Source organism: Sphingomonas guangdongensis, from assembly GCF_900199185.1.
Classification (GTDB): Bacteria; Pseudomonadota; Alphaproteobacteria; order Sphingomonadales; family Sphingomonadaceae; genus Sphingomonas; species Sphingomonas guangdongensis.
Genome location: NZ_OBMI01000002.1, coordinates 472394 through 497863, shown reverse-complemented (window position 1 = coordinate 497863; position 25470 = coordinate 472394). Strand labels below are relative to the sequence as shown.

The following is a 25470-nucleotide window of genomic DNA, read 5'->3' as shown; positions in this document are numbered from 1 at the left end:
CTACTTGGCCGCCTTTCTCGCGCGCATCCTGTCCCTAAACTGCGCAGCCCAGCCGGACTTCACCTCCTGCACGCCGCGTACGACGCCGAGCGCGTCGGCCGGCACGTCGCGGGTGATGACCGATCCCGCCGCGACGATCGCGCCGTCGCCGATCGCGACCGGCGCGACCAGCGCGCTGTTCGATCCGACGAAGGCGCCCGCGCCGACCTGCGTCCGGTACTTGCCAAAGCCGTCGTAGTTGCAGGTGATCGTGCCCGCGCCGATGTTCGCGCCCGCGCCGACGCTCGCATCGCCGATGTAGCTGAGGTGGTTGGCCTTGGCGCCCGCCCCGAACACCGCATTCTTGATCTCGACGAAGTTGCCGACGCGCGCGCCAGCCCCGATCGCCGCGCCCGGGCGCAGGCGGGCATAGGGACCGATCGAGGCGCCGCCTGCAACCTTCGCACCCTCCAGGTGGCTGAAGGCGTGGACCGTCGCCCCGTCCGCCACCGACACGCCCGGGCCGAACACGACGTTCTGCTCGATCAGCACGTCACGTCCGACCGCCGTGTCCCAGCTGAACCACACGGTCTCGGGCGCGAGCAGGGTTGCGCCGTCCGCCATCGCCTGGGTCCGCCGCGCGGCCTGCCAGCGGGCTTCGACGGCGGCGAGCTCGGCGCGGCTGTTGACGCCGGCAACCTCGTCCGCCGCCGTCTCGACCACCGCCGAGGAGCGACCGTCCGCCGCCGCCAGCATGACGATGTCGGGCAGGTAGTATTCGCCCGCGGCATTGTCGTTGGTCACGCGGTCGAGCAGCGCCCACAGATCGGCTGTGCGCACCGCCATCAGTCCGGAGTTGCAGAGCATCACCGCCCGCTCCTCCGTGCTCGCATCCTTGAACTCGACCATCTTGGCGATGCGGCCGTCCCCGTCGGCGATGATGCGGCCATAGGCGCCCGGATCGGCGGGGCGGAAGCCGAGCACGACACTCGCCGGCGCGTCGTCCGCGTGGAGCCGCGCAATCATCGCCCGCATCGTCTCCGCGCGGACCAGCGGCACGTCGCCGTAGAGGATCAGCACGTCGCCATCGAAGCCGTCGAGCGCCGCGCGCGCCTGCGCGACCGCGTGGCCGGTGCCGAGCTGCTCGGCCTGGTGCGCGATCGTGACGCCGTGCGGCGCCACCGCCGCCTCGACCTGCTCGCGCCGCGCGCCGACCACGGCGACGGTGTGCGCCGGCGACAGCTCGGCGACGCTCGCCACCAGGTGGAGCAGCATCGGGCGGCCCGCGAGGGGGTGCAGCACCTTGTGCAGGTCAGACTTCATGCGCGTGCCCTGCCCGGCGGCCAGGATGATCGCGGCGAGCGGCATGGGCGTCGGGACAGTCACGGTCGGCGCTCTGCCATGAAGACCTTGCCAATTCCATAGCGACGCTGCCAGCAGAGGCGGCCATGACCTCGCCCTTCGCCATCGTCGGCTTCGATCTCGACGGCACGCTGCTCGACACCTCGGGTGACCTTGCCGCCGCCGTCAACCACGCGCTCGCCGGTGCCGGCCGCCCGGCCCTCACCACCGGTCAGGTCACGACCATGATCGGCGGCGGGGCGAAGCACATGCTCGCCCAGGCGCTGGACGCGACCGGCGGGTGCGACGAGAGCGAGTTCCGCGGTCACTACAAGGCGCTGCTCGGCTACTACGGCAATCACCTGGCGGTGCACACCCGCCCCTACCCCGGCGCGATCGCGGCGGTCGAAGCATTGCGCGCGAGCGGCACCCGCGTCGGGGTCGTTACCAACAAGTTCGAGGGCTTCGCCACGCGGCTGCTCGACGCACTCGGTCTCGCTCCCTTGTTCGACGTGGTGATCGGCGGCGACACGATGGGGCCGGGCCGGTCGAAGCCGGCGCCTGACGGCGTGCTGGCGCTGGTCGAACGGCTGGGCGGCGGGCGCGCCGCGTTTGTCGGCGATTCGATCTACGACATACAGGCGGGCAAGGCGGCGGGGCTGCCGACGGTGGCGGTATCGTTCGGCTTCCTGCTCCAGCCGGTCGGGACGCTCGGCGCCGACGCGGTGATCGATCACTTCGACCAGCTCAGCCCGGTCCTGGCCCGCCTTTCCGCCACTTGGTCAGCAGGTGGCGCGCCAGCATGAGCGGCGGCATGCGCAGCCAGTGCGAGCGGATGTAGAAGGCGAGCCGCGTCACCGGCCGCGTCGCCCGCCCCCAGCCATCGCGCGCGAGCAGCCGGCGCACGTACCAGCGATCGACGAGCGTCAGGTCGGTGCCGCTACCGTAGAGCGCGTCCGCCAGCCGCACCGCCCGCGCGAGCTCCCGACCCAGCCCGTGCCGCGCGGCTCGCGCCGCCAAGCCGTCCGTCCCGAACTCGTCAATGAGGCAGCGGATGTCCCACAGGTTGCGCAAGCCCCCTGCCAGGTCGCCGTCGGCGAACAGGTGCGCGACCGCATGGCAGATCATGTCCGCGGGCGCGAGCACCGCCAGACCGCCCCCGACCGGCTCGGCGTCGGCGATCATCGCCGCGGCATCCGGCGTGATCCGCGCGGTGAGCGGCAGCACCGTGTGGTGGACGTCGATCATCCGGTCTCGCTCGCGATGGATCAACGGCGGCAGCTCGTGCATCCAGCGGCGGTAGTATTCGTCGTCATAGGGATCCGGCTTGACCCACTCCCACCCGGCGCCGAGCAGCGCCTGTTCCGCCTGGTCGATCCGGTCGCGCGGCACCAGGATGTCGAGGTCACCGATGGAGCGCCCCACCCCGGCCTTCAGCCCGGCCGCGACATAGGCGGTGCCCTTCAGCAGGATCGGCGTCAGCCCGGCCGGCGCGAGCGCGCGGGCGGCGCACGCCGCCTCCCACAAGGCAGCGGTGCGACCGGTGTCGGCGGAGCGGCGCGCGGCCTCCAACAGCTCGGCCGCGCGCGGCGGCATCGGGAGCCCCGCGACCCGCTCGGCCAGCGTGCCGACCAGCTGCTCGGCGCGCGCGCAGGCGATCAGCGCCGTCCAGCCCTCCGGCTCAAGCGCAGCGGTTCTCGTCGGATCACGCAGGGCGTCCACGAGGATCCGCGCGTCCTTCAGGCCGCCGCCCATGCCGCCTCCACCTGCGCGACCGCGGTGGCGGTGTCGGGATAGTCGATAGCGCGCGCGGGTACGCGCTGAACCAGCCGGGTCAGCGCGTCGAACCCGCGCTCTCCAAGTGCCGTATAGTTGGTGGATGCCTGCGTCAGCCGCACGAACGCCTCGGACGGGGGCACCGGCCGCTCGGCGGCAGCGTAGCCGAAGCTGGGGAACAGCAGTACCGCCGGTGTCGCAGGCGCCGCCGCCATCGCGATCGCCCGGGCGTCCGGCACCAGGTGGCGCAGGTCGCCCTTCGGCGTTCCGGTAAGCAGCGGACCGAAGCGGGCGTCCGGCACCGCCGCCTGCACCACGCCGACGCTCTCGTTCTTCAGGCTGATCAGCCGCGGAAAGGCATGCACGGCGCCGCTTTCCGGATCGAGCAGCGCGAACTCGTCGCCCATCAGCCGCCAGCCGCGCGTCATCAGGAGTGCGGCGAGCGTCGACTTGCCCGCCCCCGAGACCCCGGTCATCAGCACGGCGCGCCCATCCCGTTCGACGCTGGAGGCGTGGAGGAGCAGGTAGCGCCGCTCGCCGAGCGCGAGCTGGAGGTTCATCGCCATCTCCGCCGCCAGCACGCCCCAGGCAAGCGGCATCGGCACGGCGTCGGGCAGCAGGTAATCGCCGCCGAGCGTGATCGCCGGCCGCATCCACCGCCGCCACGGCCGTGCCGCGAACAGCCGCACCGTATAGTCGGCGACACCGTCGGCGGGCGCGGGATAGTCGCGGTAGAGGTCTGCGACCGCATCGATCGGCGCGCGCCAGTCCGATCCTATCCGGAACCCGACCGGCCCGATGCGGAGGTGGTGAGCGTGCCTCACGCGCGCAGCACCAGCCCCGCTGTTTCGAGCTCCGCCAGCCGCTCGGCGAGTGCCGCGGGGTCGGCGTCGGCAAGGTCGTAGTCGGTCTGAAGTCGGGCGAGCAGGGTCGCGAGATCCGCCGGCGCGGCCAGCGCGGCGAGCAGCTCCGGGGCCGGCGACGCGAGCACGTGGGTGATCCCGGACGGCCGATGGTACGCGAGCGTCAGCGCGTCGAGCGGCACCAGGCGCAAGGAGGCCGCGGGCGCGGCGACGTAGCGGGTCATCCACTCCCCTCCCTGCAAGGGAGGGGTCGGGGGTGGGTCGACGCTTGCGCCACAGTTGCGACGATCTGCGCCAGCACTGTATCGCCACTTTCCTCCACCTCGGTGTTCCAGAAACGGAGGACGGACCAGCCGTTTGCGGCAAGGTAAGCGGTGCGCCGATCGTCGGCCTCGACCTGCAACGCGTGCTGACCGCCATCAAGCTCGATGCCGATCCGTAACGATCGGCAGGCGAAGTCGAGTATGTAGTGGCTAACGACATGCTGGCGCGTCCAGCGGGGATGTTGCTCACGCAAGCCACGCCACAGCTTACGTTCAGCCGGCGTGGCATCGCGCCTGAGCGACCGCGTGTTGATGGTCAGCTCTGGTGGCACGCGCTGCATCGGCTCAGACCCTAGCAAGCCCTACGCAAGCGTCCACCCACCCCCAGCCCCTCCCTTGTAGGGAGGGGAGTAACCGCAGCCGCCCCGCCTACCCCCGCGGCATCTGCAGCGAGGCGAAGCAGGTGAAGCCGCTCTGCCCCGACTGCAACCGGCGGATGTAGTTGGTGTACGCCTTGCTCCGCTCGTAATCGGTGCCGGGCAGCGTGCCGCCGGCCAGCGCCCGCTTGACGTCCTCTCCCTTGAACGCGCCGCTCGCGGGCTCGAACGAGCCGGGCGTGCCCGGGTCGACCAGCGTGCCGTCGGCGGCGATGTGCTTGCCGGCGCGGCCCGGATCGGGCACGGGAATCTCGCAGTTGGCGACCGAACCCGCCGCCTGGGCCAGCGCCGGGCGGATCGAAACGATCGCGGACGCGCCGACCGCCCCCAGCATCAGCGCGCGGCGGCGGGTGGCGCTGCCGGCGCTCTGGTCTGTCTCGGGCGTGCGCTCGTCGTCCATGCTCTCACCTGTAGGCCCCGCGACCTTGCTCAAACGTAAAGGCGCGCGAGCGCTGGTTCCGCAAGCCCGGCTGCGCTAGGCGCTGCGTCCCATGGGGGGACGGCCGCTTCGGATCGCTCTGGCACTCGCGCTGGTCGCGGGCGGTGCGCTTGCCGCCTATGCGGTCAGCGGCGATCTCGCGACGGTGCTGCTGATCCTCGCTTTCGGTACCGGGTCCGTGCTGCTCGGGGCGAGCCCGGACGACCGCGGATCGCTCGTTCCCGGCGGCCCGCCGGCGCGCGAACCCGACATCCAGTCACTGCTGGAGGCGTTCGACGAGCCGGTGCTGATCGTCTCCGGGCTGGCGGTCGGCGCCGCCAACGCGCCCGCCCGCCGGCTGCTCGGCGACCACATCGTCGGCGAGGACGTGCGCCTCGCGATACGCCACCCGGCCGCCGCCGAGCGACTGCTCCAGGCCGAGCCGAGCGCGCCGGACAAGCCGGTCGAGCTGGTCGGGCTCGGCGCGCGCACCCAGCACTGGCAGATGCGCGTCCGGCTGGTGGAGGGCGACCGTCGCCTGATCCACCTCGCCGACCGCACCGACGCGCTCGCCGCCGACCGCATTCGCGTCGACTTCGTCGCGAACGCCAGCCACGAGCTGCGCACCCCGCTCGCTTCGCTGCTCGGCTTCATCGAGACACTGCGCGAGGGCGCGGGCGACGATCCGGACCTGCGCGGCCGCTTCCTCGGCATCATGGACGACGAAGCGCGGCGCATGGAACGGCTGGTCGCCGACCTCATGTCGCTGTCGCGGATCGAGGCGGAAAAGTTCCGCCCGCCCGCCGAGCTGATCGACCTCATCGCGCTCTCGCGCGAGGTGTGCAGCGAGCTCGCGACCGCTGGCGGCGTGCGGGGCGAGGACCTGCACCTCGACGCGAATGCCCCCGCGAGCGTGACCGGCGACCGCGCGCAGCTGTCGCAGCTGCTCCACAACGTCATCGGCAACGCGATGAAGTACGGCCGGGCAGGCACTCCGGTCGACATCACCATCGCGCGGGAAGCGGCAGGCATGATCGCCCTGTCGGTGCGCGACCAGGGCGACGGCATCCCACCCGAGCACCTGCCGCGCCTGACCGAGCGCTTCTATCGCGTCGACGCCAGCCGCAGCCGCGCGGTCGGCGGCACGGGCCTGGGCCTCGCCATCGTCAAGCACATCGTCGAGCGCCACCGCGGCCGGCTCAACATCGCGAGCACGCCCGGCGAAGGCACCAGCGTCACCGTGCTGCTGCCCGCCGTGTCATGAAGACGTAACCAAAGTGCAACAGGGCGGGCCTCGGGCACCGGCGGATGAGTCGCCGGCGCGGGGACCGTTTTCTGGATGATCGCGCATCGACGTAGCTTGGCCGGCGCCTGCGCGCTCCTGGCACTGACGGCGTGCGACGGCGGCGGCACGACGCGTGAGCAGATCAAGGTGGTCGGTTCCTCCACCGTCTATCCGTTCACCACCGCAGTTGCCGAAACCTTCGTCAACAGCCGCCCGGACGCCAAGGCACCGGTGATCGAGTCCACCGGCACCGGGCCGGGCGTGAAGCTGTTCTGCGCGGGGATCGGCCCGCAGCACCCCGACATCGTCAACGCATCGCGCCGGATGCGCGCGACCGAGCTCCGGACCTGCCAGGCGAATGGCGTCGCGGACGTAATGGAGGTGCAGGTCGGCACCGACGGCATCGCGCTCGCCGAGTCGAACAACGGACCGAAGCTCCAGCTGTCGCGCCGCGACGTGTATCTGGCGCTCGCCGCCAGCCCGAACGGCCGCCGCAACACCGCCCGGCGCTGGAGCGACGTCAACCCGGCGCTGCCCGCGCTGCCGATCCAGGTCTACGGCCCGCCCTCCACCAGCGGTACCCGCGACGCCTTTGCCGAGCTCGTGCTGATGCCCGCCTGCGAGGCCAACGACCCGCAGGCCCGCGCGCTGAAGGACCGCGATCCGGACGCCTATGCCGAGCGCTGCACCAAGATGCGCGACGACGGCGCCTACGTCGACAAGGGCGAGAACGACAACCTCATCGTCCAGAACCTGTCCACCAATCCGAACGCGATCGGCATCTTCGGCTACAGCTATCTCGAGGAGAATGCGGGCGCGCTGCACGGCGTGCCGCTGGAGGGGGTCGCGCCGACCTACCAGTCGATCGCCTCCGGCCGCTATCCCGGCGCCCGCGCGCTCTACATCTACGTCAAGAAGGCGCACCTGCGCGCGGTGCCGGGGTTGAAGGAGTTCCTGGCCGACTATGCCCGCGCCTGGGGGCCGGACGGCCCGCTGGTGCGCCGCGGGCTGATCGCCGCCGGGCCGGAGGTCCGTGCGCGCGCCGCCGCGGTGGTCGCGGGCGGGCAGGCGCTCGATCCGGCGCAGCTGCACTGACGCCGCCGTGAACCCGCTCGCGCTCCTCTTCCTGGTGCTCGGCCTCGGCCTGATCGCGTGGCTGAGCGCGCGGGCACGGGCGATCGCGCTCGATCGCGGCGGGGCCCAGCTCCACTCGCGCCCCCGCCAGCATGCGACCTATGTCGCGCTCTGGACGGTGGTGCCGGCGCTGATCTTCGCTGCGATCTGGGCGGCGCTCAGCCCGTCGCTGGTCACCGCCTCCGTCCTCGCCGACCCAGCCGCCGCCGTGCTGCCGGCGGGCGGGTTCGAGCGGGACTCGATCCTGGCGGAGGCGCGCAGCCTCGCGCTCGGTCGCGGCTACGGCGCCTTCTACGACGAGTCGGAGGCGCTGGCGCCGGTCTTCGCGCAGGCGCAGTCCTTCTATCGCTGGATCGGCGCCGGGATCGTGGTGCTGCTCGCCGTTGCGGGTGCCGCCTATGCGCTCTCCCGCATCACGCCGCTGTTCCGCGCGCGGGCCCAGGTCGAGCGCGGTGTCATGCTGGCGCTGCTGGTCGCGTCGCTGATCGCGATCCTCACCACGCTTGGCATCTTCCTCAGCCTGGTGTTCGAGAGCGCGCGCTTCTTCGCGATCGTGCCCGTCACCGACTTCCTTTTCGGCACGACGTGGAGCCCGCAGGTCATCTCGCAGCGCGATCCCGGCGCGTCGCTGGGCGCGGTGCCGCTGTTCTGGGGCACCTTCTTCATCGGTGCGGTGATCGCGATGATCGTCGCGATCCCCCTCGGGCTGATGAGCGCGGTCTACCTGACCCAGTACGCGCATCCCCGGGTCCGTCGCTGGGTCAAGCCCTGCCTGGAGATCCTGGCCGGCGTGCCGACCGTGGTCTACGGCTATTTCGCGGCGCTGACCGTCGGTCCCGCGATCCGCCAGATCGCGGTGGCCCTCGGTATGCCCTACGCCAGCTCGGAAAGCGCGCTGTCGGCCGGGCTCGTGATGGGCGTGATGATCATCCCGTTCGTGTCGTCGATGGCCGACGACTCGATCGCCGCGGTTCCCACCGCGATGCGCGACGGCAGCCTCGCGATGGGCGCGACCACCAACGAGACGATCCGCCGCGTGCTGCTGCCGGCCGCGCTGCCGGGCGTGGTCGCGGGCATCCTGCTCGCGGTCAGCCGCGCAATTGGCGAGACCATGATCGTCGTCATGGCCGCGTCCGGCGCCGCCACCATCACGCTCAACCCGTTCGAGAGCGCGACCACGGTCACCAAGCAGATCGTCGACCTGCTGACCGGCGAGGCCGAGTTCGACAGCGCCAAGACGCTCGCCGCCTTCGCGCTCGGCCTCACGCTGTTCGTCATCACCTTCCTCCTCAACATCGTCGCGCTGCGCGTCGTCAAACGCTACCGGGAGGCCTATGAGTAGCACCCTGGTCGCCGGCGCCCCCGCCATCGGGGCGGAGCCCGCGGCGCGGGCGCCGACCGACTGGCGCACCGATGCCATGCGCGGCCGAATCCGCCGCCGCTACGCGGCCGAGCGCCGCTTCCGGCTGCTGGGGCTTGCCGCGGTGACGCTGTCGTGCGGCTTCCTGCTTGTCCTGCTCGCCTCCATGCTGTCGAGCGGCCTGGGTGGTTTCCAGCGCACGGACGTCCGGCTGTCGATCGACTTTCCAGCGCTGAACCTTCCGGTCACCCGCGGGCAGCTACGCGGCTCCGGCGCCGACCTCGCGCTCGCCGGCGCGGGGCTGCAGGGTGCGGTCGGGCGCGCGGCGGTGCAGGCGTTTGGCGAGGGTGGCGACCGCTACATCGCCGATCGCGCGTGGCTAACGGTTCGCGACGCGGTCCTGGCCGATCCCGGCCTGCTCACGCGTCGCACCGCGATCGACGTGCCCGCCTCGAGCGGCATCGACGCGGCTGCGCGCGGCGCGGGACGCGCGGACGACGAAGCAGTGGTCGCGCGGCTGGAGGGTCTGCGCCTCCTCTCCACAGCGATCAACTGGGACTTTTTTACCCGCGCCGACGCCACCGATCCCGGCGCGGTCGGCATCTGGGGGGCGCTCAAGGGCTCGCTGCTGACCATGGCGGTGACGCTGCTGGTCGCCTTCCCGGTCGGCGTGCTGTCGGCGATCTACCTGGAGGAATATGCCGGGCGTAATCGCTGGACCGACCTGATCGAGGTATCGATCAACAATCTGGCGGCGGTACCCTCCATCATCTTCGGGCTGCTCGGGCTCGCGGTGTTCCTGAACACGCTCCACCTGCCCCGCTCCGCCCCGCTGGTCGGCGGGCTCACGCTCGCGCTGATGATCATGCCGGTGATCGTCATCGCCGGGCGCAACGCGATCAAGGCGGTGCCGCCGTCGATCCGCGACGCCGCCTTCGGGATTGGCGCAAGCCGCATCCAGGTCGTGTTCCACCACGTCCTGCCGCTTGCGCTGCCCGGCATCCTGACGGGCACGATCATCGGCATGGCCCGCGCGCTCGGTGAGACGGCACCGCTGCTGATGATCGGCATGCGCGCCTTCATCGCCAGCCCGCCGGGCGGCCTCGCCGATCCGGCAACGGTGCTGCCGGTCCAGATCTTCCTTTGGTCGGACGAGGTCAGCCGCGGGTTCGTGGAGAAGACGTCCGCGGCCATCATCGTGCTGCTCGCCTTCCTGCTCGCGATGAACGCAGCTGCCATCTACCTCCGCAACAAGTTCGAGACCCGCTGGTGACCTTTGCCCAACCCAAGATGACGGCGCGCGACGTCAGCGTCTTCTACGGTCCCAAACAGGCGGTGAAGAGCGTCACCATCGACGTGCCGACCGACGAGGTCACCGCATTCATCGGCCCCTCGGGCTGCGGCAAGTCGACCTTCCTGCGCACGCTCAACCGCATGAACGACACCATTCCCGCCGCCCGGGTGGAGGGTCAGATCGCCCTCGATGGGGAGGACATCTACTCGGCCGGAATGGATGTGGTGCAGCTCCGCGCCCGGGTCGGCATGGTATTCCAAAAACCGAACCCCTTCCCCAAGTCGATCTTCGAGAATGTCGCCTACGGCCCGCGCATTCACGGGCTCGCCCGCCACAAGAGCGACCTGGAGGCGATCGTCCAGCGCTCGCTGAAGCGCGCCGGGTTGTGGGACGAGGTCAAGGATCGCCTCTCGGACAGCGGCACGGCGCTGTCGGGCGGGCAGCAGCAGCGGCTGTGCATCGCGCGCGCGATTGCAGTCGATCCGGAAGTAATCCTGATGGACGAGCCCTGCTCCGCGCTTGATCCGATCGCGACCGCGCGGATCGAGGAATTGATCGCCGAGCTGAGGGGCAACTACGCGATCGTGATCGTCACCCACAACATGCAGCAGGCCGCGCGCGTATCGCAGCGCACCGCCTTCTTCCACCTCGGCCAGCTGGTCGAATATGACGCGACCGACACGATCTTCACCGCGCCCAAGGAAGCGCGGACGAAGGACTACATCACCGGTCGGTACGGTTGAGGATGACAGGCGTGACAACCGGACAGGAACATACGGTCAAGGCGTTCGACCAGGACATCGGCCAGCTGCGCGGGCTGATCTCGCAGATGGGCGGTCTGGCGGAACAGGCGATCGCCGATGCGATGACCGCGCTTCAGCGCGGCGACGCCGTGCTCGCGCGCCAAGTCCGCGCCAAGGACAAGGCGATCGACGCGATCGAGGCGGAAGTGGAGCGGCTGGCGGTGCGCGTCATCGCGCTGCGCGCGCCGATGGCCGACGACCTGCGCGAGGTGGTCGCCGCGCTGAAGATCGCCGCGGTTATCGAGCGGATCGGCGATTACGCCAAGAACATCGCCAAGCGCGTCCCGCTGATCCACACCGGCCCCGACCGAATCGAGGCGCTGTCGATCCTACCCGCGATGGCGATGCTCGCCAGCGACATGGTGCGCGACGTGCTCGACGCCTTTGCCCGGCGCGACGCCGACGCCGCCGCCGAAGTGTGCCAGCGCGACAATGCGCTGGACGATTTCTACAACTCGATCTTCCGCGTGCTTGTGACCTTCATGGTCGAGAACCCGAAGGTGATCGGGGAGGTCGCGCACCTGCTGTTCGTCGCCAAAAATCTGGAACGGATCGGCGATCACGCGACGAACGTCGCCGAGATGGTCTTCTTTGCCGCCACCGGTCGCTACATGGGCGATGCGGACGCGGGCGAAACCGGGGGGAAATGAACGCCATGGCCCGTGCCAAGATGCTGCTTGTCGAGGATGATCCGGCACTCGCCGAGCTGGTCTCGTACAATTTCCGGCGCGAGGATTTCGACGTCCGCCAGACCGCGGATGGCGAGGAGGCGCTGCTGCTCGCGCGCGAGGAGACGCCCGACATCGTCCTGCTCGACTGGATGATCGAGGGGATTTCCGGGCTGGAGGTCTGCCGCCGGCTGCGGCGCACGGCGGAGACCGCCAACGTGCCGATCATCATGCTGACCGCACGCGGTGAGGAGGAGGACCGGGTGCGCGGGCTGGAAACCGGCGCCGACGACTACGTCACCAAGCCCTTCTCCCCGCGCGAGCTGGTGGCGCGCGTAAACGCCGTGCTGCGCCGCGTCCGGCCCGCGCTCGCCGGCGAGGCGCTGATCTACGCCGACGTCGAGATGGACACGGTCGGCCACAAGGTGAAGCGCGGCGGGGACACCGTTCAGCTCGGACCCACCGAGTTCCGCCTGCTCAAGCACTTCCTGGAGCACCCGGGCTGGGTCTTCTCGCGCGAGCGGCTGCTGGATGCCGTATGGGGGCACGACTCCGACATCGAGGCGCGCACCGTCGACGTCCACATCCGCCGCCTGCGCAAGGCAATCAATGTCGGCGACCGGCCGGACATCATCCGCACCGTGCGCTCCGCCGGTTACGCGCTCGATTCGGGCGACTGACCGCAAATCGGTCCGGTCGGGCAACGACTCGGCGGCTGTGACGTTACCCCTCCCGACGCACCCCGGACGTGCGCCGTATTTGAGGAGTTTGGGGACATGAAAGCCCTGTTGTTCGCCAGCGCGCTGGCGCTGAGCACCGCCGCTGTCGCGCAGGACACCATGACAAACGCGCCGCAGACCACGCCGCCGACGTCGACCCCGGCACCCGCCGACCCGGGCTCGCCCGACACGACGATGCAGACACCGCCGGCGTCGCCGGACGGCACCACCGCCACCCAGACGCCGGCTCCGGCCCCAGGTGCGGACACCATGACCACCCAGACCGATCCGGCGCCCGCCCCGGCCGGTGCAGCGCCGATGGGCGCGCCGATGAGCGGCACGGGCATGGGCACAGGCACCATGTCCGCCGGCGGCTACATGCCGTCCACGCCGCCGCTCTCCGGCCAGCCCGCGCCGGGTGCGCAGGTGGTGTTCCAGCCGGCGCCGTCGCCCGCCCAGGCCTATCCGGCGCCCGCGCCGCTGCAGAGCTACCCGATCTGCAAGAAGGGTCAGACCGACAAGTGCCGCCAGCGCGGCGGCTGATCGCCGTCACCGCCTGACGCCGGCGAAGGGGCACGGTCACCGGGTGGTGGCCGCGCCCCTTTCCGTTTCAGCGCGCACGGCTCAGCACGCCGGTCTTCGCCGGATCGATCCGCAGGAAGCGCGCGGCATTGTCGTACAGGAACTTGCGCTTCTGCGCGTCGGTGATCCATGGCGCGCCGCGCACCCGTTCGATCCCCACGGTGACCAGCTCCGGCCATACCATCTGATCGGTGCCGTAGAGGATGCGATCCTCGAATCCGGCATCGATGAAGGCGCGCAGGTACGGCCAGATGTCGCTGTCACGGTAGCCGACCGTCAGGAAACCGAACTCGGCATAGACCTGCGGATAGGCGGCCATCAGCGCCATCATCCGCTCCTTGTGCGGGTAACCGGCGTGGATGACGAAGACGCGCAGCTTCGGGTGCCGGACCAGCACCGGCTCCAGCAGCAGCGGATCGGATAGCGCCGCGCGGTACTTGGGCGACGCGAAATAAGTGACGCCCGGCGGTCCGGGTCCCATGTGGATGCCGACCGGCACATCCAGCTCCTCGGCCAGCGCCCAATAGAGTTCCAGCCGCGGATCGTCCGGCGCGACACCGTTGTACTGCTGGCTCAGCTCGGACAGCGCCACCAGCCGCCCGGCGGCATGGCGGCGGCGCAGCTCCTCGACCGGCGGCAGCCGCTCCGGCGTGTTGTGGCCGATCGCGGGGAGCAGTCGGTCGGGCGCGTCGGCCAGCCAGCGGTCGACATAGGGCGGCAGACCGCCCGCGACCGCATAGACGTTGTTCGCGCGCAGCTCGGCGATCGTTCGCGTCCGCAGCTCGTCATCGCTGCTCACCGATCGGAACCGCCGCGGGCACGCAGGATCGCCAAACATCGCGGTCATGTAGGCGGGCAGCCCCGCCCCGTTCCTGCCGGGATCGAGCGGCCGGAACGTCGGCTGCGGTGCACAAACGTACGACGGCGGCCCCTCCCCATTTGCCCCGTAGGCATGGATGTGCATGTCAATGACCGGCCCGGGCGCGCGCTTCTGCGCCGTTGCCGACGTCGTCGTTGCCAGTGCCGCCAACAGGTATGCAATCGCGCGCATCACCGACCCCCCGACCGTTGCGGCGCCAGTATGGACCGGATGGCGGAACCGCGCCAGTCGCTAGCCGCGACCCATCAGCGCCAGCACTTCCTTGCGGCTGCGCTCATCGTCGCGGAACACGCCCATCATCCGGCTCGTCACCATGCCGACCCCCGGAGTGCGAACGCCGCGGGCGGTCATGCAGGCGTGGCTCGCCTCGATCACGACGGCGACGCCGCGGGGTCGCAGGCCCGCCCAGATGCAGTCGGCAACTTCGGCCGTCAGCCGCTCCTGCACCTGCAGCCGCCGTGCATAGGCGTGGAGCACGCGCGCGAGCTTGGAGATGCCGACCACGTGGTCCTTCGGCAGATAAGCGATGTGCGCGCGGCCGATGATCGGCGCCATGTGGTGCTCGCAGTGCGACTGGAACGGTATGTCCTTCAGCAGCACGATTTCATCGTAGCCGCCGACCTCCTCGAACACCCGCGACAGATGATGTGCGGGGTCGTCCTGGTAGCCGCTGCAATACTCCCGCCACGCCCGCGCCACGCGCTGCGGCGTGTCGCGCAGCCCCTCGCGACTGGGGTCGTCTCCCGCCCAGCGGATCAGCGTCGCGACGGCGGCCGCGACGTCGTCGGGCACCGGGATCTTGGGCGTCGGCCGGATCAGATCGCCGCCCGCGGGCTCGCCGCTGTCAGTCACGCTGCTTGCTCCCAGGGGCGGCCGGCGCCCACTGCCCGGCCTGATCACGTGCGCGGCCTTCTGCCCGCAATCGCCGCGCAAGTGAAGCATATGTCCGACCCGCGCGTGCCGATCGGACCGTGGGCGGCCTGCACGATATCGGACCGGGCACCCGGTGGAGTGCAACCGCCGTGGCGACCCATGGATTGTGACGCCCTGAAGGAGACGAGTGATGGCGAAGGAACTGCACAAGGGCGACAAGGTGACCTGGAACTCGCACGGCGGCACCGCCCACGGCGAGGTCGAGAAGAAGGTCACCTCCGACACCCAGATCAAGGGCCACAAAGTCCGCGCGTCGAGCGACGATCCGCAATATATCGTCAAGAGCGACAAGGGCGGCAAGGCCGCGCACAAGCCGGACGCGCTGAAGAAGGGGTGACTTCAGCCGGGTGCCCGTCGGCCCCCGGCTGTCGCCAGACGTAGCTATGCACGAGGCGACTTGTCGGTTTGCGGCTCCGCTTCGCTGAGATCATGGGCCTGTGGAGTCGCGTATCGGGCAAGAGCGACGGTTGGCAGATCCGGAGCGCGAGCCGGCCGCGGCAGTGATTCGCCGTTCAGAGCTTTCGCGAAAGCTCGAGTTCCGTAAAACCCTGCCAGTGTACAACCACGCTGCCCTTCTGCTCACATCTCGCCAATGAGCGGCGATGAACCAGTCAGTGTCCGGCATCGCATCCATCGTGCAAGGCGAACTGCATGGTGACGCACGAGCCGCCGCGAACAGGCTGCGGCATGATCAGCCTTTAAAAATTCCGGCGCGCGCGATGCCGCTTCGCTTCCGGCAGTGTGATCCGAAGCTGCCGAAGCTCTGGACGAGCAGCGAGACGGGTAGCAGCGTCACCTGAAAAAAAGCAGCGCCCAACCGAAGATCGATCGTCGCGACGAACCGCGCCATCGTTGTCCAAGCCGGATTAGACTAGGCGTCCCTGACGTAGCCACTCTGCGCCTCGACAGGCCAATGGCAGAACGTGACGACAATCCGCGAGCTCGCTAACCCGGTGCCGGCGCGGTTACCTATTCCACAATAGACCTGAGTGGCTTCGTCGCCATGTCGCCCCGAGCAGCTAAGCGCTGGCGCCGCCTTCGCGCGCTATCGTTTATCGCTCAACGACACAGGTCTTGCTGGGCGCAGATGACCCCAGCCGATCGCATAGATGAAGACGCACCGGCCGTGCTGCGGCACGCCGAGACGGCTGATTACCCGGATGCGGCAACCTGCCCGTCAGTTTTTCAGCATCGGTCGGACGACGGCGTCATTAACGCCGGCCGCGGTCGACGCAAAGGTCGCGCTCCGCTGCGGCAGACCAGCACCAACTCCCCCCTACAACCACGTTTGAAAGCCCAACCCTGACGCTTTCCGCCGGTCGTATACCATCGATGATGAGCAGAAACTTCGCAGATGGCAGCTTCCGTAGCCAGCACCGGCAGCAGCAAGACGAACAAAGGTAAGCCACTGGCCCGATACGCCAGACCGGGGCTTGCACGAAGATCGCCTTTCACCAGGCGCAACTGCCACTCTTCAAAAAGAAGGGGCGCCGCGGATGCACTCCGCGACGCCCCCGAGATCAAACAGTTGTTATGATCAGATGTACAGGCCGAGCGCCGTGCCCGGGACGTCCGCCGGATCAACCAGGCCGGTCACCGTGGTAACGCCGGTAACCTGCACGATATCGGTGAACGCCTCGGTGCCCTGCACGCCGGTGATCTCACCGATGTAGAGGTTGCCGTTGTAGGTGAAGGCGACGACGCCGTTGTTGGTCGCGCCGTCCGACTGGAACTCCTGCTCAACAAGCTGGATGGCCGCCAGCAGGCTGGTCGAAGTTGCGATCGCCGAACCGAGCACGGAACCGGTCTGAACCACGCCGTTCTCGATCGAGGTCGAGTTCTCGTTGATTAGGCCAGAGCCGAAGTCGATCAGATCCGCCGTCGCGAGATAAACGTCGTCCGCGTTGCCGGCGACCCCGTCTGGACCGGCGATGGTACCGATAGTGAAGCCATTGATCGTCTCGATCCCGGCCTGGTCGGCACGCGGTGCCTCTCCGTTGGTGACCGTGACCGTATCACGCGCCCCATCCGAGCCGAGATTGATCAGGTCCACACCGGCGCCACCATTGATACTATCCACACCAACGCCACCAGTAATGGTGTCGTTGCCCGTACCACCGTTGAGCGTGTCGTCGCCCGATCCGCCGTCGATGACGTCCGCACCGGCTCCACCAGTGATGGTGTCCCCACCCGCACCGCCGTTCAGCGTATCCGCACCCGCGCCGCCGGTAAGCTGGTCAGCAGCGCCACCGCCGGTGACGATGAGCGAGTGACCGCCACCGGTTACGCCACCACCATTCAGCGTAAGCGAACCGGTCACAACGTCATCGGCCGTGCCGAAGATACCATCGGTGCCAGCACCGGTGCCAACCCCGAGCGCACCACCATTGATCGTCAGCGACGCCGTCGTTGCGTCGAACGTGGTGTCATCGACATTGACGGTGTAGGAATTCGCAACACCGGGCGTCCCGCTCGGGTTCGCCGTTGTCGCGCCACCGGCCACCACGCCACCTGCCAGATTCACGGTCTCGACCGAGTAGACGCCAGCGGTCACGACCCCGCCAGCAACGGTCGCCGTAAGAGTGACAGTCTGTCCGGCATACCCCGCACCGTTCACACCAACGTTCAGCGTGTCGCTACCCGCACCACCGTCGACGATGTCCGTGGTGCCATTCTGCAGCGTTCCGCCGAAATTGATGATATCGGCACCCGCTCCCGCACGAACGGTGTCATTGCCGCCGCCCGTCTGAGCCGTCCCGGCGGCGTTCAGGCCACCCAGGTTGAACGTGTCGGCGAACGCCGACCCGTTGAAGGTCACGTTGTTGTTGTTGACCAGCACGTCGTTCAGCGTGGCGCCGGTGCTCAGGCCGCCGACCGACAGCGTGCTGCCGGAAGCGTTTGCTCCGAACGAGTAGGTCAGGATGCCGGCAGCCTGGGCGAACTGACCAGCGCTGAAGTTGTAGACGCCGTTGGAGAGCAGCAGCGCCTCGATGCTGGTGAACCGGCCGCTGAAGCCGAAGTCGCCGATATCGCCGCCGCCGGTGATGCCGAGCTGATCCGTGCCGGCACCGCCATCGACCTGGTCGTTGTCGTTGCCGAACTGCTGCGCCGTGACGGTAATCGTGTCGTTGCCGGCACCGCCGCGGATGATGTCGTCACCTGCGCCGCCCGCCAGATTGTCGTTGCCGGCACCACCGTCGATCAGGTCGCTGCCCGCCGAGCCGACCACGACGTCGGCGTTGGCCGACCCGCGGAACTCGATCGAGCGATTACCCGTCACCGCCGAGGCGTTGAGGTTCACCGTGTCGTTCGAGGTGGTGTCGGTCGTGGTGCCGCCGATCACGCCGTCACCGCCGAAGCCGGTCACGACACCCGTGGCCAGGCCGGTTGCATCCACCACGAAGCGGGTGCCCTCGGCCACGTTGGCGCTCTGCAGCGTCACGGTGTAGGCAATCGTGTTACCGGCGACGTCAGCCCCGGTTGCATTGTCGATTGCCGCGTCTCCGCCGAGCAGCGTCAGCTGTTCGAAGCCCGTGACATTGGCGCCGAGCGCCACCGCGTACGCGGCGCCAGCGTTGCCGCGGTTACCCGTGGCGGTACCCGAGGTGTGGATGCTGTAGCCGGTCCCGACGATGATCTGGTCGGTACCAGCCCCACCGGCGATTGCCGCGGTGTACGACGTGTTGAAGTAGGTACGCAGAATGTCGTCGCCAGCGCCCAGCGAGATTGCACTGTTGTTCTGCACGGCGAAAAGGGCACCGCCCTGCGCCGGATTCTCCCCCTGCGCGATCCGCACCTCGTCGCTGCCCGCACCCGTCAGGACGCTGCCCGATCCGGTGAAGACCAGCAGGCCGCGCGTGATGGCACCGGCATCGATCGTGTCGTTACCGTTGCCGAGCACCCGCACCGTGAAGATGCCGGTCGCATCGAAGTTCGTGCCCAGCGTGTGGGTGACGACACCCGCCGAGTTGTCGATAATGACGAACTGCTCGAGGCCGGTCTTGTTGGCGAAGGCCGCATCCGCCACCGCCGTCGCCGTCGTGACGGCGATACGGTCGCTACCGCCGGTGTCGGCAATCACGTCTTCCGCGATCAGTTCACCCTCACCGAACAGGTAGCCGTCGTTCCCTGCACCGCCGTTGAGGGTGTCAGCACCCGCACCGCCCGTGAGGAGATCGTCGCCGCTGTCGCCGCTGAGGAAATCAGCACCGGCACCGCCGACCAGCGTGTCGTTGCCGTCACCGCCGTTCAGCGAGTCGGCACCGGCGCCGCCCGTGAGGACGTCGTTGGCGCTACCGCCAGCAACGTTCAGCCCGCGCGTTGCGGAAAGCTGCGAGCCATCCAGCGTCAGCACTTCAGACGCGACGACGCCGTTTGCAAGCGCAACCGTGCCGCGCAGCGAGGTAGCATCTACCGTCAGCACCGAGTTGGCAGCGACGTTCGAGTCAGTGACCGTCAGATTGTAGGCGACCGCTGCCGTCGCGCCCGCATTGATGATGCGGAACGTTTCAAACCCGGTGACCTGCGTCCCGAACGCCAGCGTGTAGGTGATGTTGGTGTTGGCAGCGAGCACGCCACCCTGGCCGTTGACCGAGCCACCGAGCACCAGCGTGTCGCTGCCGGCGCCGCCAGACAGCGTGTTGGAGACGACACCGTTGCTGAGCGCATAGCCCGCGATCAGCGTGTCGTCGCCGGTCCCGAGGACTGCCGATCCGCCGTATGCCTGCGTACCGGCGCTCGACGACGGGAAGCCTGCCGAGAGGAGAAGCGTGGTCTGCTGCTGCGTCTGGTTCTGGAGGACGACCGTGTCGGCCCCCGCGCCGGTGGTGACGGCACCGATGCCGTACACAGTCAGGCCAGCCGTGTAGGCGCTCGCATCGACGTCATCGTCGCTTCCGTACACCGTACGGACGCCGATCGTCTCGGCATTCGTGCTCAGGGTTACTTCCGCCGTGCCATCGATGACGCCGGAGGTGACATTGCTGGCGACACCCTCGATTCCGGTACGACCGGCGAACTGGGCGTCGGTCAGCGGAGTTACCGACGTAATGGCGAGATAGTCGACGTCGCTGGCGCCGGTGCCGCTGTCGGTGATCGCCTCGTTCGCGACGAACTCACCATTGGCGAACAGATAGATGTCGCTGCCTTCGCCGCCGTCGAGCAGCGCGTCGATGCCAGTGCCACCCGAGATCAGGTCGTTGCCGGCACCGCCGAGGATGCTGTCTACACCAGCATTGCCGAACAACACGTCATTGCCCGCGCCTCCGACAAGGAAGTCAGCGAACGCGCTGCCGTTCACGGTGTCGTTGCCGCCGCCGGCGTTGACGTACGTCGATGCAGCGGTGACATTGAACGTCTCAGCAACCGAAGTGCCGAGCACGACAAGGCTGAAGGTACCACGCTGGATGCCCGAGACGTCGCGGACGTCGAACTGCTGCGCCGTTCCCGCCGCGTTGGTGCCGAAGATCGTCAGACCTTCATCGTCCGCACGAACGATCCCGCCGGTCAGCCCATCGTTGCCGTCTTCGGCCTGCAACTGCACTGCGAGAGTGGTCGTGTTGGCATCGAAGGCCGAACCATTACCTACCGCGGCGCTGGTGAAGGTCACCCGGATCGGGGTGGCGTTGCCGATAATGTTCAGCTGGTCTTGTGTACCGAACGCCACCGGATTGGGGTTGCCGACCGTCGCCGCCGGTCGGAAGGTCGAGCCCGTATCAAACGACGAACCCGCCGCCGCCGCCAGGTTGAAGCGGATGGTGTCGGCGGTGCTGTTGCCCATGGACACCGACAGCACGTTGTTGAAATCGACCGTGCCGTCGCCGTTGGCGTCGGACGTCAGGTCGAGCACGGTCCCGTTGTTCGGGAAATTGTTGTTGTTGTTGTCGGCGTCGGTGCGGGTCCGGGTGTCGACGGTGACGATCCCGGCCTTGTCGGCCTGCGCGCCGAGCTGGACGCTGGCGTAGTTGGTGTTGAGCACCTCCACGTTGGTCACGTTCGTGAGATCGGTGTCGGCCAGCACGTTCGGCGAGGCGTTGCCGATGGCGTTGGTCAGCTCAAGCGTGTCGGTGCCGTCGCCGCCGTTCACGATATCGTTTGCCGAAAGGAGCTTGCCCGGCAGCGTGATGTCCTGCGCACCGACGATACGGTCCTGCGCCGCCGTGCCGACCGCGGTGTCATTGCCCGTGGTCAGGAGGAACTGCGTCACCGTGATCGGATCCGCATTGATCTGCGCGGTGAGATCAGCCGTTGCCGCGAGCGTCACACCGGTCGGCAGCGAAACCTGCAGCGTCACCGTCTCGGCCGCCTCGTTCGGCGTGCCGTCGGACAGCGTCTGCACGTTCAGGAACGCGGTCGTCTGACCGGGCGCGAAGGTCACGGTGGTGGCGACCGGCGTGTAGTCGGTCGACGCCGTGGCCGTGCCTCCGACGGTCGCAACGTTGAGGGTGATCGCCGTCGTCGAGGCCGCCGAGAGCGTGAAGGTGTACAGGATCGCACCGCCCTCGCTCACATCGGTGGCGGTCACGTTGACCGTGGTACCACCCGGGACCTGCGTGCCGCCGCCGACGGTGGTCGGCGTGGTCGTGATCGCCTGGGTGCCGAGCGTGAAGCTGCCCGTCGTGGTGCTCGCCAGCTTGAACGAGACGTCGTCACCAGCGGTGCCGAGCGTGCCGTTGTTGAAGACGATGTTCGGCTGCTGCGCGACCGTCAGGGTCGGGTTCGGCGCCGGCAGGCGCACCTCGGTCCCGTTCGGACCGGTGATGACGATGGTCGAGCCGCTGCGCGAGATTGCGTACTGGCTCGCCGCGCCCGACAGCACGATCGTGTCGCCGCCGGCGTTGAAGTCCGCACCGAAGATCTGCTGGCCGCCGCCGACGATCACCGTCTCGCTGCCACCAGTCGTGCCGAAGATCGTGTTGTTGCCGAAGGTCGGGTTGCCGCCGTTCGCCGACTCACCCGAACCGAGAGTAATTTGCGCCATGTTCTCTACCCCTTGGAGAATACCTGAAAGTTCTTGCGTGTCTTAGGCGTAACGGAAGAAGTCGAAGCCGACCGCCGCCTCGGCGCTCGCTTCGTTGAAGACGAACGCATTCGGGCTGACGACATCGTTGATGACGATGTTGCTGACCACGCCCGCGTTGTTGAAGCTGATGATCAGATCGTTGTCGCTGGACGTGAAGCTGTACGAGGTCGCCTGCGAAGCACCGGTGGCGCCAGTCACCACGATGCGATCGTCGCTGGAGAAATTGTTGATGACGACGTTGCTCGCCGTACCCGCCGTCTCATTGTACGTGAACGCGTTCGTCGCGGCGTTCAGCGTCACGGCGGTGTTCGCCGTACCGACGTCCAAGCTCGCCGCCGCCGCCGGCAGGGCCGCGCCGCGGAAGAAGTCGAATCCAATCGCCTGCTCAGCGGACGCCTCGTTGAACACGAACGCCGTTGCGCTCACCGCCCCCGCCAGGCTGATCTGCGAAACAACACCGGCGTTGTTGTAGCTGATGTTGAGCGTCGTACCGTCCGACGAGAACGAATAGTTGGTCGTGGCGGTGTCGGTCTGGATGATGTCACCGGCGGTGAAGTTGTTGATCACCGAGATGTTGGCAGCCGACCCGGACTCGAAGAAGGTGACATTGCCGTTCGCCGCGTCGTAGCTGACCGACGTGGTTGCCGGAATACCAGCCCCGTCGATCCGCGTCCCGTCCGTCGGCTCGGCGACGTTGGTCAGGTTCACCGTCACTGCCTGGCTGGCCGAAAGCGGCGTGGTGCCGGCGTCGGTCGCGACCAGGTTGAAGTTGAACACCGTCTTGGTCGGCGTCGCCTCGAAATCAGGCGAGGCGCGGAAGGTCACGGCGCCGGTGGTCGCGTCGACGTTGAACAGCGCCGCGTCCGTGCCGGTCAGCGAGTAGGTCAGGCGACCGTTTGCCGTCGTCGCACCGTCCGGATCGGTCGCACCGACCGCACCGGCAGCGATAACTGCGGTCGTCGTCGGCGTGTTCTCCGCGAAGGACACCGTCCGCGTCGCGGCGGCAAAGGTCGGCGCCTCGTTGACGTCGGTCAGCGTGACCGCGACGTTCTGCGTCGTCGTACCGGTTGCGCCGGTTGCGGTGACGGTGAAGTTGTACCCGCCCGCGTTCGGCGCCTCGAAGTTCGCCGGCGCGCGCAGCGTCACGACGCCGGTGGTCGCGTCGATGTTGAACAGCCCGGCGTTCGCACCCGAGATCGCGAAGGACGTCGCGCCCGTCGCGTTCGCATCATAGACGACGGTCGTGGTTGCGGCGTTCTCCGCCACCGTCGCGGTCGCGCCGGAGGTGAACACCGGACCCTCGGCCACATCGGTCACGTTGACCGTCACCGCCTGCGTCGCGGTCAGGCCGTTGGTCGCGGCATCGGTCGCGACGACGTTGAACGAGTAGGTCGCCTTGGTCTCGAAGTCCGGCGAGGCACGGAAGGTTACCACGCCGGTCGTCGCGTTGATCGCGAAGGCTGCGGCATCGGTACCGGTCAGCGAGTAGGTGAGCGTGGTGCCCGCATCGACGTCCGTCGCCGCCGCGGTGAACACGGTCGTCGTGATCGGGATGTTCTCCGCCACCGTTGCGGTCGCCGTGGCGGTCGCGAAGCTCGGCGCCTCGTTCACGTTGGTGACCGTCACCGCGATCGTCTGCGACGTGCTGAGCGGCGGGGTCGCGTTGTCGGTCGCCGTCACGGTGATCGAGTAGGTCGCGCGCGTCTCGAAGTTCGCCGACGCGCGCAGCGTCACTACGCCGGTCGCGGAGTCGATCGCGAACAGCGCCGCGTCGGTCCCGCCCAGCGAATAGACGATGGCGTTGTTCTGCGGGTCGGTCGCGTTCGCATCATAGACGACGGTGGTGATCGCGGCGTTTTCCGCCACGGTCGCGGTCGTGCCGGACGTGAAGGTCGGGGCCGAGTTGGTCGGCGCCGGCGGGGTGCTGTCCTCGTCATCGCCGCTCGACAGTGCGATCGCGAGAATGCCGCCCGCGAGCAGCACGCCGCCGACGATATAGGGGGTGTAGTCGGTGTCGCCGTCGACGCTCGCCGTATCGGCGCTGGTCGTGGTGGCGGTCGTCGTGTCGGTGGTGGTGGTCGTCGTGGTGTCCTGAGCCACCATCGCGAGCGGCGCGGCCGAAACCAGCGCGATCACCGGCTCGTCGGCGGTTGCCGCAGCAACCTCTACTACAATGTCGGCCTTGGCAGGCGCTTCGACCTCGGCGGCGGTTGCGGCGACCTTTGCCGCCTCCGCCTTACCCTCGGCGACGTGGGTCTCGACAATCGGGACCACAACCGTGTTCGCCGGAGAGATACGCTTCGTCATTGACACCCCCTTTTAGGACGCAAGGAAAACGGGCGCAGTACGCCCAAACCCTATGTGGCGCGCATAGTTGGACGAATGTCGGGCCATTTGCAAGCGCCATATTCTGCCCGAAAACAGCGGAGTTCCGCGCATTTCGGGCCAAGTGTGGGCGCAAAGCAACAGGGGTCGGCACACTGCATCGAAGGCCGGCTAAACCATCTCCGTTAAGCACGGTTCCGCAAGCACTCGGCGCTTAGTGCGCTACCGTTCACCCATCGATTCACCGACGGTCTTCAGTAGCGGCTTGGTGAGGTAGCGAAAGACGGTGTGCTCGCCGGTCTTGATCTCGGCGGTCGCGGTCATCCCGGGCTGGAGCTCGATGCGATCGCCCGGATTGGGCACCCGCATCGTCCGCGTGGCGACCGAAAGGTGCACGCGGTAGTAGACGCTCGCCGGCATGTTGGGGGCCGACGCCGGCTCGCTGATCGTGTCCGGACTGATAAAGGTGACGCGCCCTTCCCCGACCCCGTAGATCGAGCTGTCATAGGCGTCGAAGCGGACGGCCGCGCTCTGGCCGGAACGGATGAACGCGATGTCGGCGGGCGGGACCTTTGCCTCCACCAGCAGCGCGTCGCCGGTCGGCACGATCTGCATTGCCTCGTCGCCGGCGCGCAGCACGCCGCCGACGGTGGTCAGGCGCACGTTCTTGACGATCCCGTCGACCGGCGAGCGGAGTTCGGTCGCGTTCAGCACCTCGCCGCGCTGCACCAGCTGCTGCTCGGCCGATACCAGCTCCTCGTTGACCTTGGTATACTCGGCCTGGAGGTCCTGGATGTACTTGTTGCGGACGTTCACCCGCTGCGAGCTAAGGTCGCTGACCGCACGCTCCATCCGCAGCACTTCGGAACGGCTGACGTCGCCCGACTTCACCAGCGGGTAGTTGAGTGCGAGCTCCTGGCGCGACAGGCTTTCCATCCGGCCCAGCGCGGCGAGCTGGTCGGCCAGCGCACCGCGGCGTCGGGCGAAGAGCGAGCGCTCGTTGGCGACGAACTCGGGGAAGCCGCGGGTGTCGGCGGGGAAGGCGAGCGGCCGGCCGAACAGCTCGGCCTCTACGCGCGCGCGGGTCGACTTGAGCGCGGCGACCCGCGCCCGCACCTCGTCGACGCCCGCCGTCACCTGCGTCGGGTTGAGCGTCATCAACAGCTGGCCGCGGCGCACCTTGTCACCCTCGCGGACCAGGATGCGGGCGATCTCGCCGCCGTTGGTCGACTGGATCAGCTGGACGCGGCCGGACGGGATGACCTGCCCCGGCGCGCGGGTGATCTGGTCGAGCCTGGCCCACAGCGACCAGGCGATGAAGCCGATGATCAGCCCCGCCGTCAGCAGCACGATCAGGGCCGCGGGGCGCGGCTTGGAAAGCGTCATCGC

22 protein-coding genes are annotated in these 25470 nt (G+C 68.6%); 11 read left to right on the top strand and 11 right to left on the bottom strand.

The features are described from left to right. Entirely contained in the window at positions 1-1347 is a 1347-nt protein-coding gene (gene glmU / locus CRO12_RS09570) for a bifunctional UDP-N-acetylglucosamine diphosphorylase/glucosamine-1-phosphate N-acetyltransferase GlmU (RefSeq protein ID WP_097063817.1), read from the bottom strand. A gap of 80 nt (positions 1348-1427) precedes the next feature. Between glmU and CRO12_RS09565 the strand changes: the two genes are divergently transcribed. Beyond that, positions 1428-2126: an HAD-IA family hydrolase gene (locus CRO12_RS09565; RefSeq protein ID WP_097063816.1), complete on the top strand. Its 699-nt coding sequence runs from the start codon at positions 1428-1430 to the stop codon at positions 2124-2126. Here the strand turns inward: CRO12_RS09565 and CRO12_RS09560 are convergent. From CRO12_RS09560 to CRO12_RS09540, 5 genes are all read right to left on the bottom strand, one after another. Further along, a complete protein-coding gene (locus tag CRO12_RS09560; RefSeq protein WP_097063815.1) occupies positions 2068-3075 on the bottom strand; it encodes a nucleotidyltransferase domain-containing protein in 1008 nt (335 codons plus the stop codon). The two genes, CRO12_RS09565 and CRO12_RS09560, sit on opposite strands and share 59 nt — an antisense overlap. Then, positions 3060-3920 carry an HprK-related kinase A gene (locus CRO12_RS09555; RefSeq protein ID WP_097063814.1) on the bottom strand — a complete coding sequence of 287 codons (861 nt, stop codon included), beginning with the start codon at positions 3918-3920 and terminating at the stop codon, positions 3060-3062. The genes CRO12_RS09560 and CRO12_RS09555 overlap by 16 nt, the downstream gene beginning before the upstream one ends. After that, complete coding sequence (locus tag CRO12_RS09550; RefSeq protein ID WP_097063813.1) at positions 3917-4183, bottom strand: HPr-rel-A system PqqD family peptide chaperone; 267 nt, start codon at positions 4181-4183, stop codon at positions 3917-3919. The genes CRO12_RS09555 and CRO12_RS09550 overlap by 4 nt, the downstream gene beginning before the upstream one ends. Continuing rightward, positions 4180-4563, bottom strand: a complete 384-nt coding sequence (locus tag CRO12_RS09545; protein WP_097063812.1) for an endonuclease domain-containing protein — start codon at positions 4561-4563, stop codon at positions 4180-4182. The genes CRO12_RS09550 and CRO12_RS09545 overlap by 4 nt, the downstream gene beginning before the upstream one ends. 88 nt (positions 4564-4651) lie before the next feature. Then, positions 4652-5059 (bottom strand): hypothetical protein, encoded by a 408-nt coding sequence (locus CRO12_RS09540; RefSeq protein ID WP_097063811.1) that lies wholly within the window; start codon positions 5057-5059, stop codon positions 4652-4654. Positions 5060-5150: 91 nt separating this feature from the next. Here CRO12_RS09540 and CRO12_RS09535 point away from each other — a divergent pair, with 91 nt between their 5' ends. From CRO12_RS09535 to CRO12_RS09500, 8 genes are all read left to right on the top strand, one after another. Then, on the top strand, positions 5151-6341 hold the full coding sequence (locus CRO12_RS09535) for an ATP-binding protein (RefSeq protein WP_097063810.1): 1191 nt from the start codon (positions 5151-5153) through the stop codon (positions 6339-6341). 75 nt (positions 6342-6416) lie between these two features. Then, the gene (locus CRO12_RS09530) at positions 6417-7457 is read left to right on the top strand and encodes a substrate-binding domain-containing protein (RefSeq protein WP_097063809.1); all 1041 of its coding nucleotides are present in this window, start codon (positions 6417-6419) and stop codon (positions 7455-7457) included. 7 nt (positions 7458-7464) lie between these two features. Continuing rightward, complete coding sequence (pstC, locus tag CRO12_RS09525) at positions 7465-8838, top strand: phosphate ABC transporter permease subunit PstC (protein WP_097064272.1); 1374 nt, start codon at positions 7465-7467, stop codon at positions 8836-8838. After that, on the top strand, positions 8831-10129 hold the full coding sequence (gene pstA / locus CRO12_RS09520) for a phosphate ABC transporter permease PstA (RefSeq protein WP_097063808.1): 1299 nt from the start codon (positions 8831-8833) through the stop codon (positions 10127-10129). Before pstC ends, pstA begins: the two co-directional genes overlap by 8 nt. 17 nt (positions 10130-10146) lie before the next feature. Then, positions 10147-10893: a phosphate ABC transporter ATP-binding protein PstB gene (gene pstB, locus CRO12_RS09515; RefSeq protein ID WP_218838895.1), complete on the top strand. Its 747-nt coding sequence runs from the start codon at positions 10147-10149 to the stop codon at positions 10891-10893. An 11-nt stretch (positions 10894-10904) separates the two neighbouring features. Beyond that, entirely contained in the window at positions 10905-11603 is a 699-nt protein-coding gene (gene phoU / locus CRO12_RS09510) for a phosphate signaling complex protein PhoU (protein WP_245858361.1), read from the top strand. Positions 11604-11608: 5 nt separating this feature from the next. Next, positions 11609-12301 carry a phosphate regulon transcriptional regulator PhoB gene (gene phoB / locus CRO12_RS09505; protein WP_097064270.1) on the top strand — a complete coding sequence of 231 codons (693 nt, stop codon included), beginning with the start codon at positions 11609-11611 and terminating at the stop codon, positions 12299-12301. Positions 12302-12397: 96 nt separating this feature from the next. Beyond that, the gene (locus CRO12_RS09500) at positions 12398-12883 is read left to right on the top strand and encodes a hypothetical protein (RefSeq protein WP_097063806.1); all 486 of its coding nucleotides are present in this window, start codon (positions 12398-12400) and stop codon (positions 12881-12883) included. A gap of 67 nt (positions 12884-12950) precedes the next feature. Here CRO12_RS09500 and CRO12_RS09495 read toward each other — a convergent pair whose 3' ends face one another. Then, positions 12951-13973 carry an amidohydrolase family protein gene (locus tag CRO12_RS09495; RefSeq protein WP_097063805.1) on the bottom strand — a complete coding sequence of 341 codons (1023 nt, stop codon included), beginning with the start codon at positions 13971-13973 and terminating at the stop codon, positions 12951-12953. Positions 13974-14033: 60 nt separating this feature from the next. Then, positions 14034-14654 carry a GTP cyclohydrolase I FolE gene (gene folE / locus CRO12_RS09490; RefSeq protein WP_097063804.1) on the bottom strand — a complete coding sequence of 207 codons (621 nt, stop codon included), beginning with the start codon at positions 14652-14654 and terminating at the stop codon, positions 14034-14036. 211 nt (positions 14655-14865) lie between these two features. On the opposite strand from folE, the gene CRO12_RS09485 reads away from it, so the two are divergent. Continuing rightward, on the top strand, positions 14866-15072 hold the full coding sequence (locus CRO12_RS09485) for a hypervirulence associated TUDOR domain-containing protein (RefSeq protein ID WP_097063803.1): 207 nt from the start codon (positions 14866-14868) through the stop codon (positions 15070-15072). Between the two features lie 265 nt (positions 15073-15337). After that, a complete protein-coding gene (locus CRO12_RS17740; protein WP_144033587.1) occupies positions 15338-15535 on the top strand; it encodes a hypothetical protein in 198 nt (65 codons plus the stop codon). 737 nt (positions 15536-16272) lie between these two features. Here the strand turns inward: CRO12_RS17740 and CRO12_RS09480 are convergent. From CRO12_RS09480 to CRO12_RS09470, 3 genes are all read right to left on the bottom strand, one after another. Continuing rightward, positions 16273-21714, bottom strand: a complete 5442-nt coding sequence (locus tag CRO12_RS09480; protein WP_097063802.1) for a beta strand repeat-containing protein — start codon at positions 21712-21714, stop codon at positions 16273-16275. A gap of 42 nt (positions 21715-21756) precedes the next feature. Further along, positions 21757-24063 (bottom strand): cadherin repeat domain-containing protein, encoded by a 2307-nt coding sequence (locus tag CRO12_RS09475; RefSeq protein WP_097063801.1) that lies wholly within the window; start codon positions 24061-24063, stop codon positions 21757-21759. A 240-nt stretch (positions 24064-24303) separates the two neighbouring features. Then, positions 24304-25467 (bottom strand): beta-barrel domain-containing protein, encoded by a 1164-nt coding sequence (locus tag CRO12_RS09470; RefSeq protein ID WP_097064269.1) that lies wholly within the window; start codon positions 25465-25467, stop codon positions 24304-24306. Positions 25468-25470 lie beyond the last annotated feature (3 nt).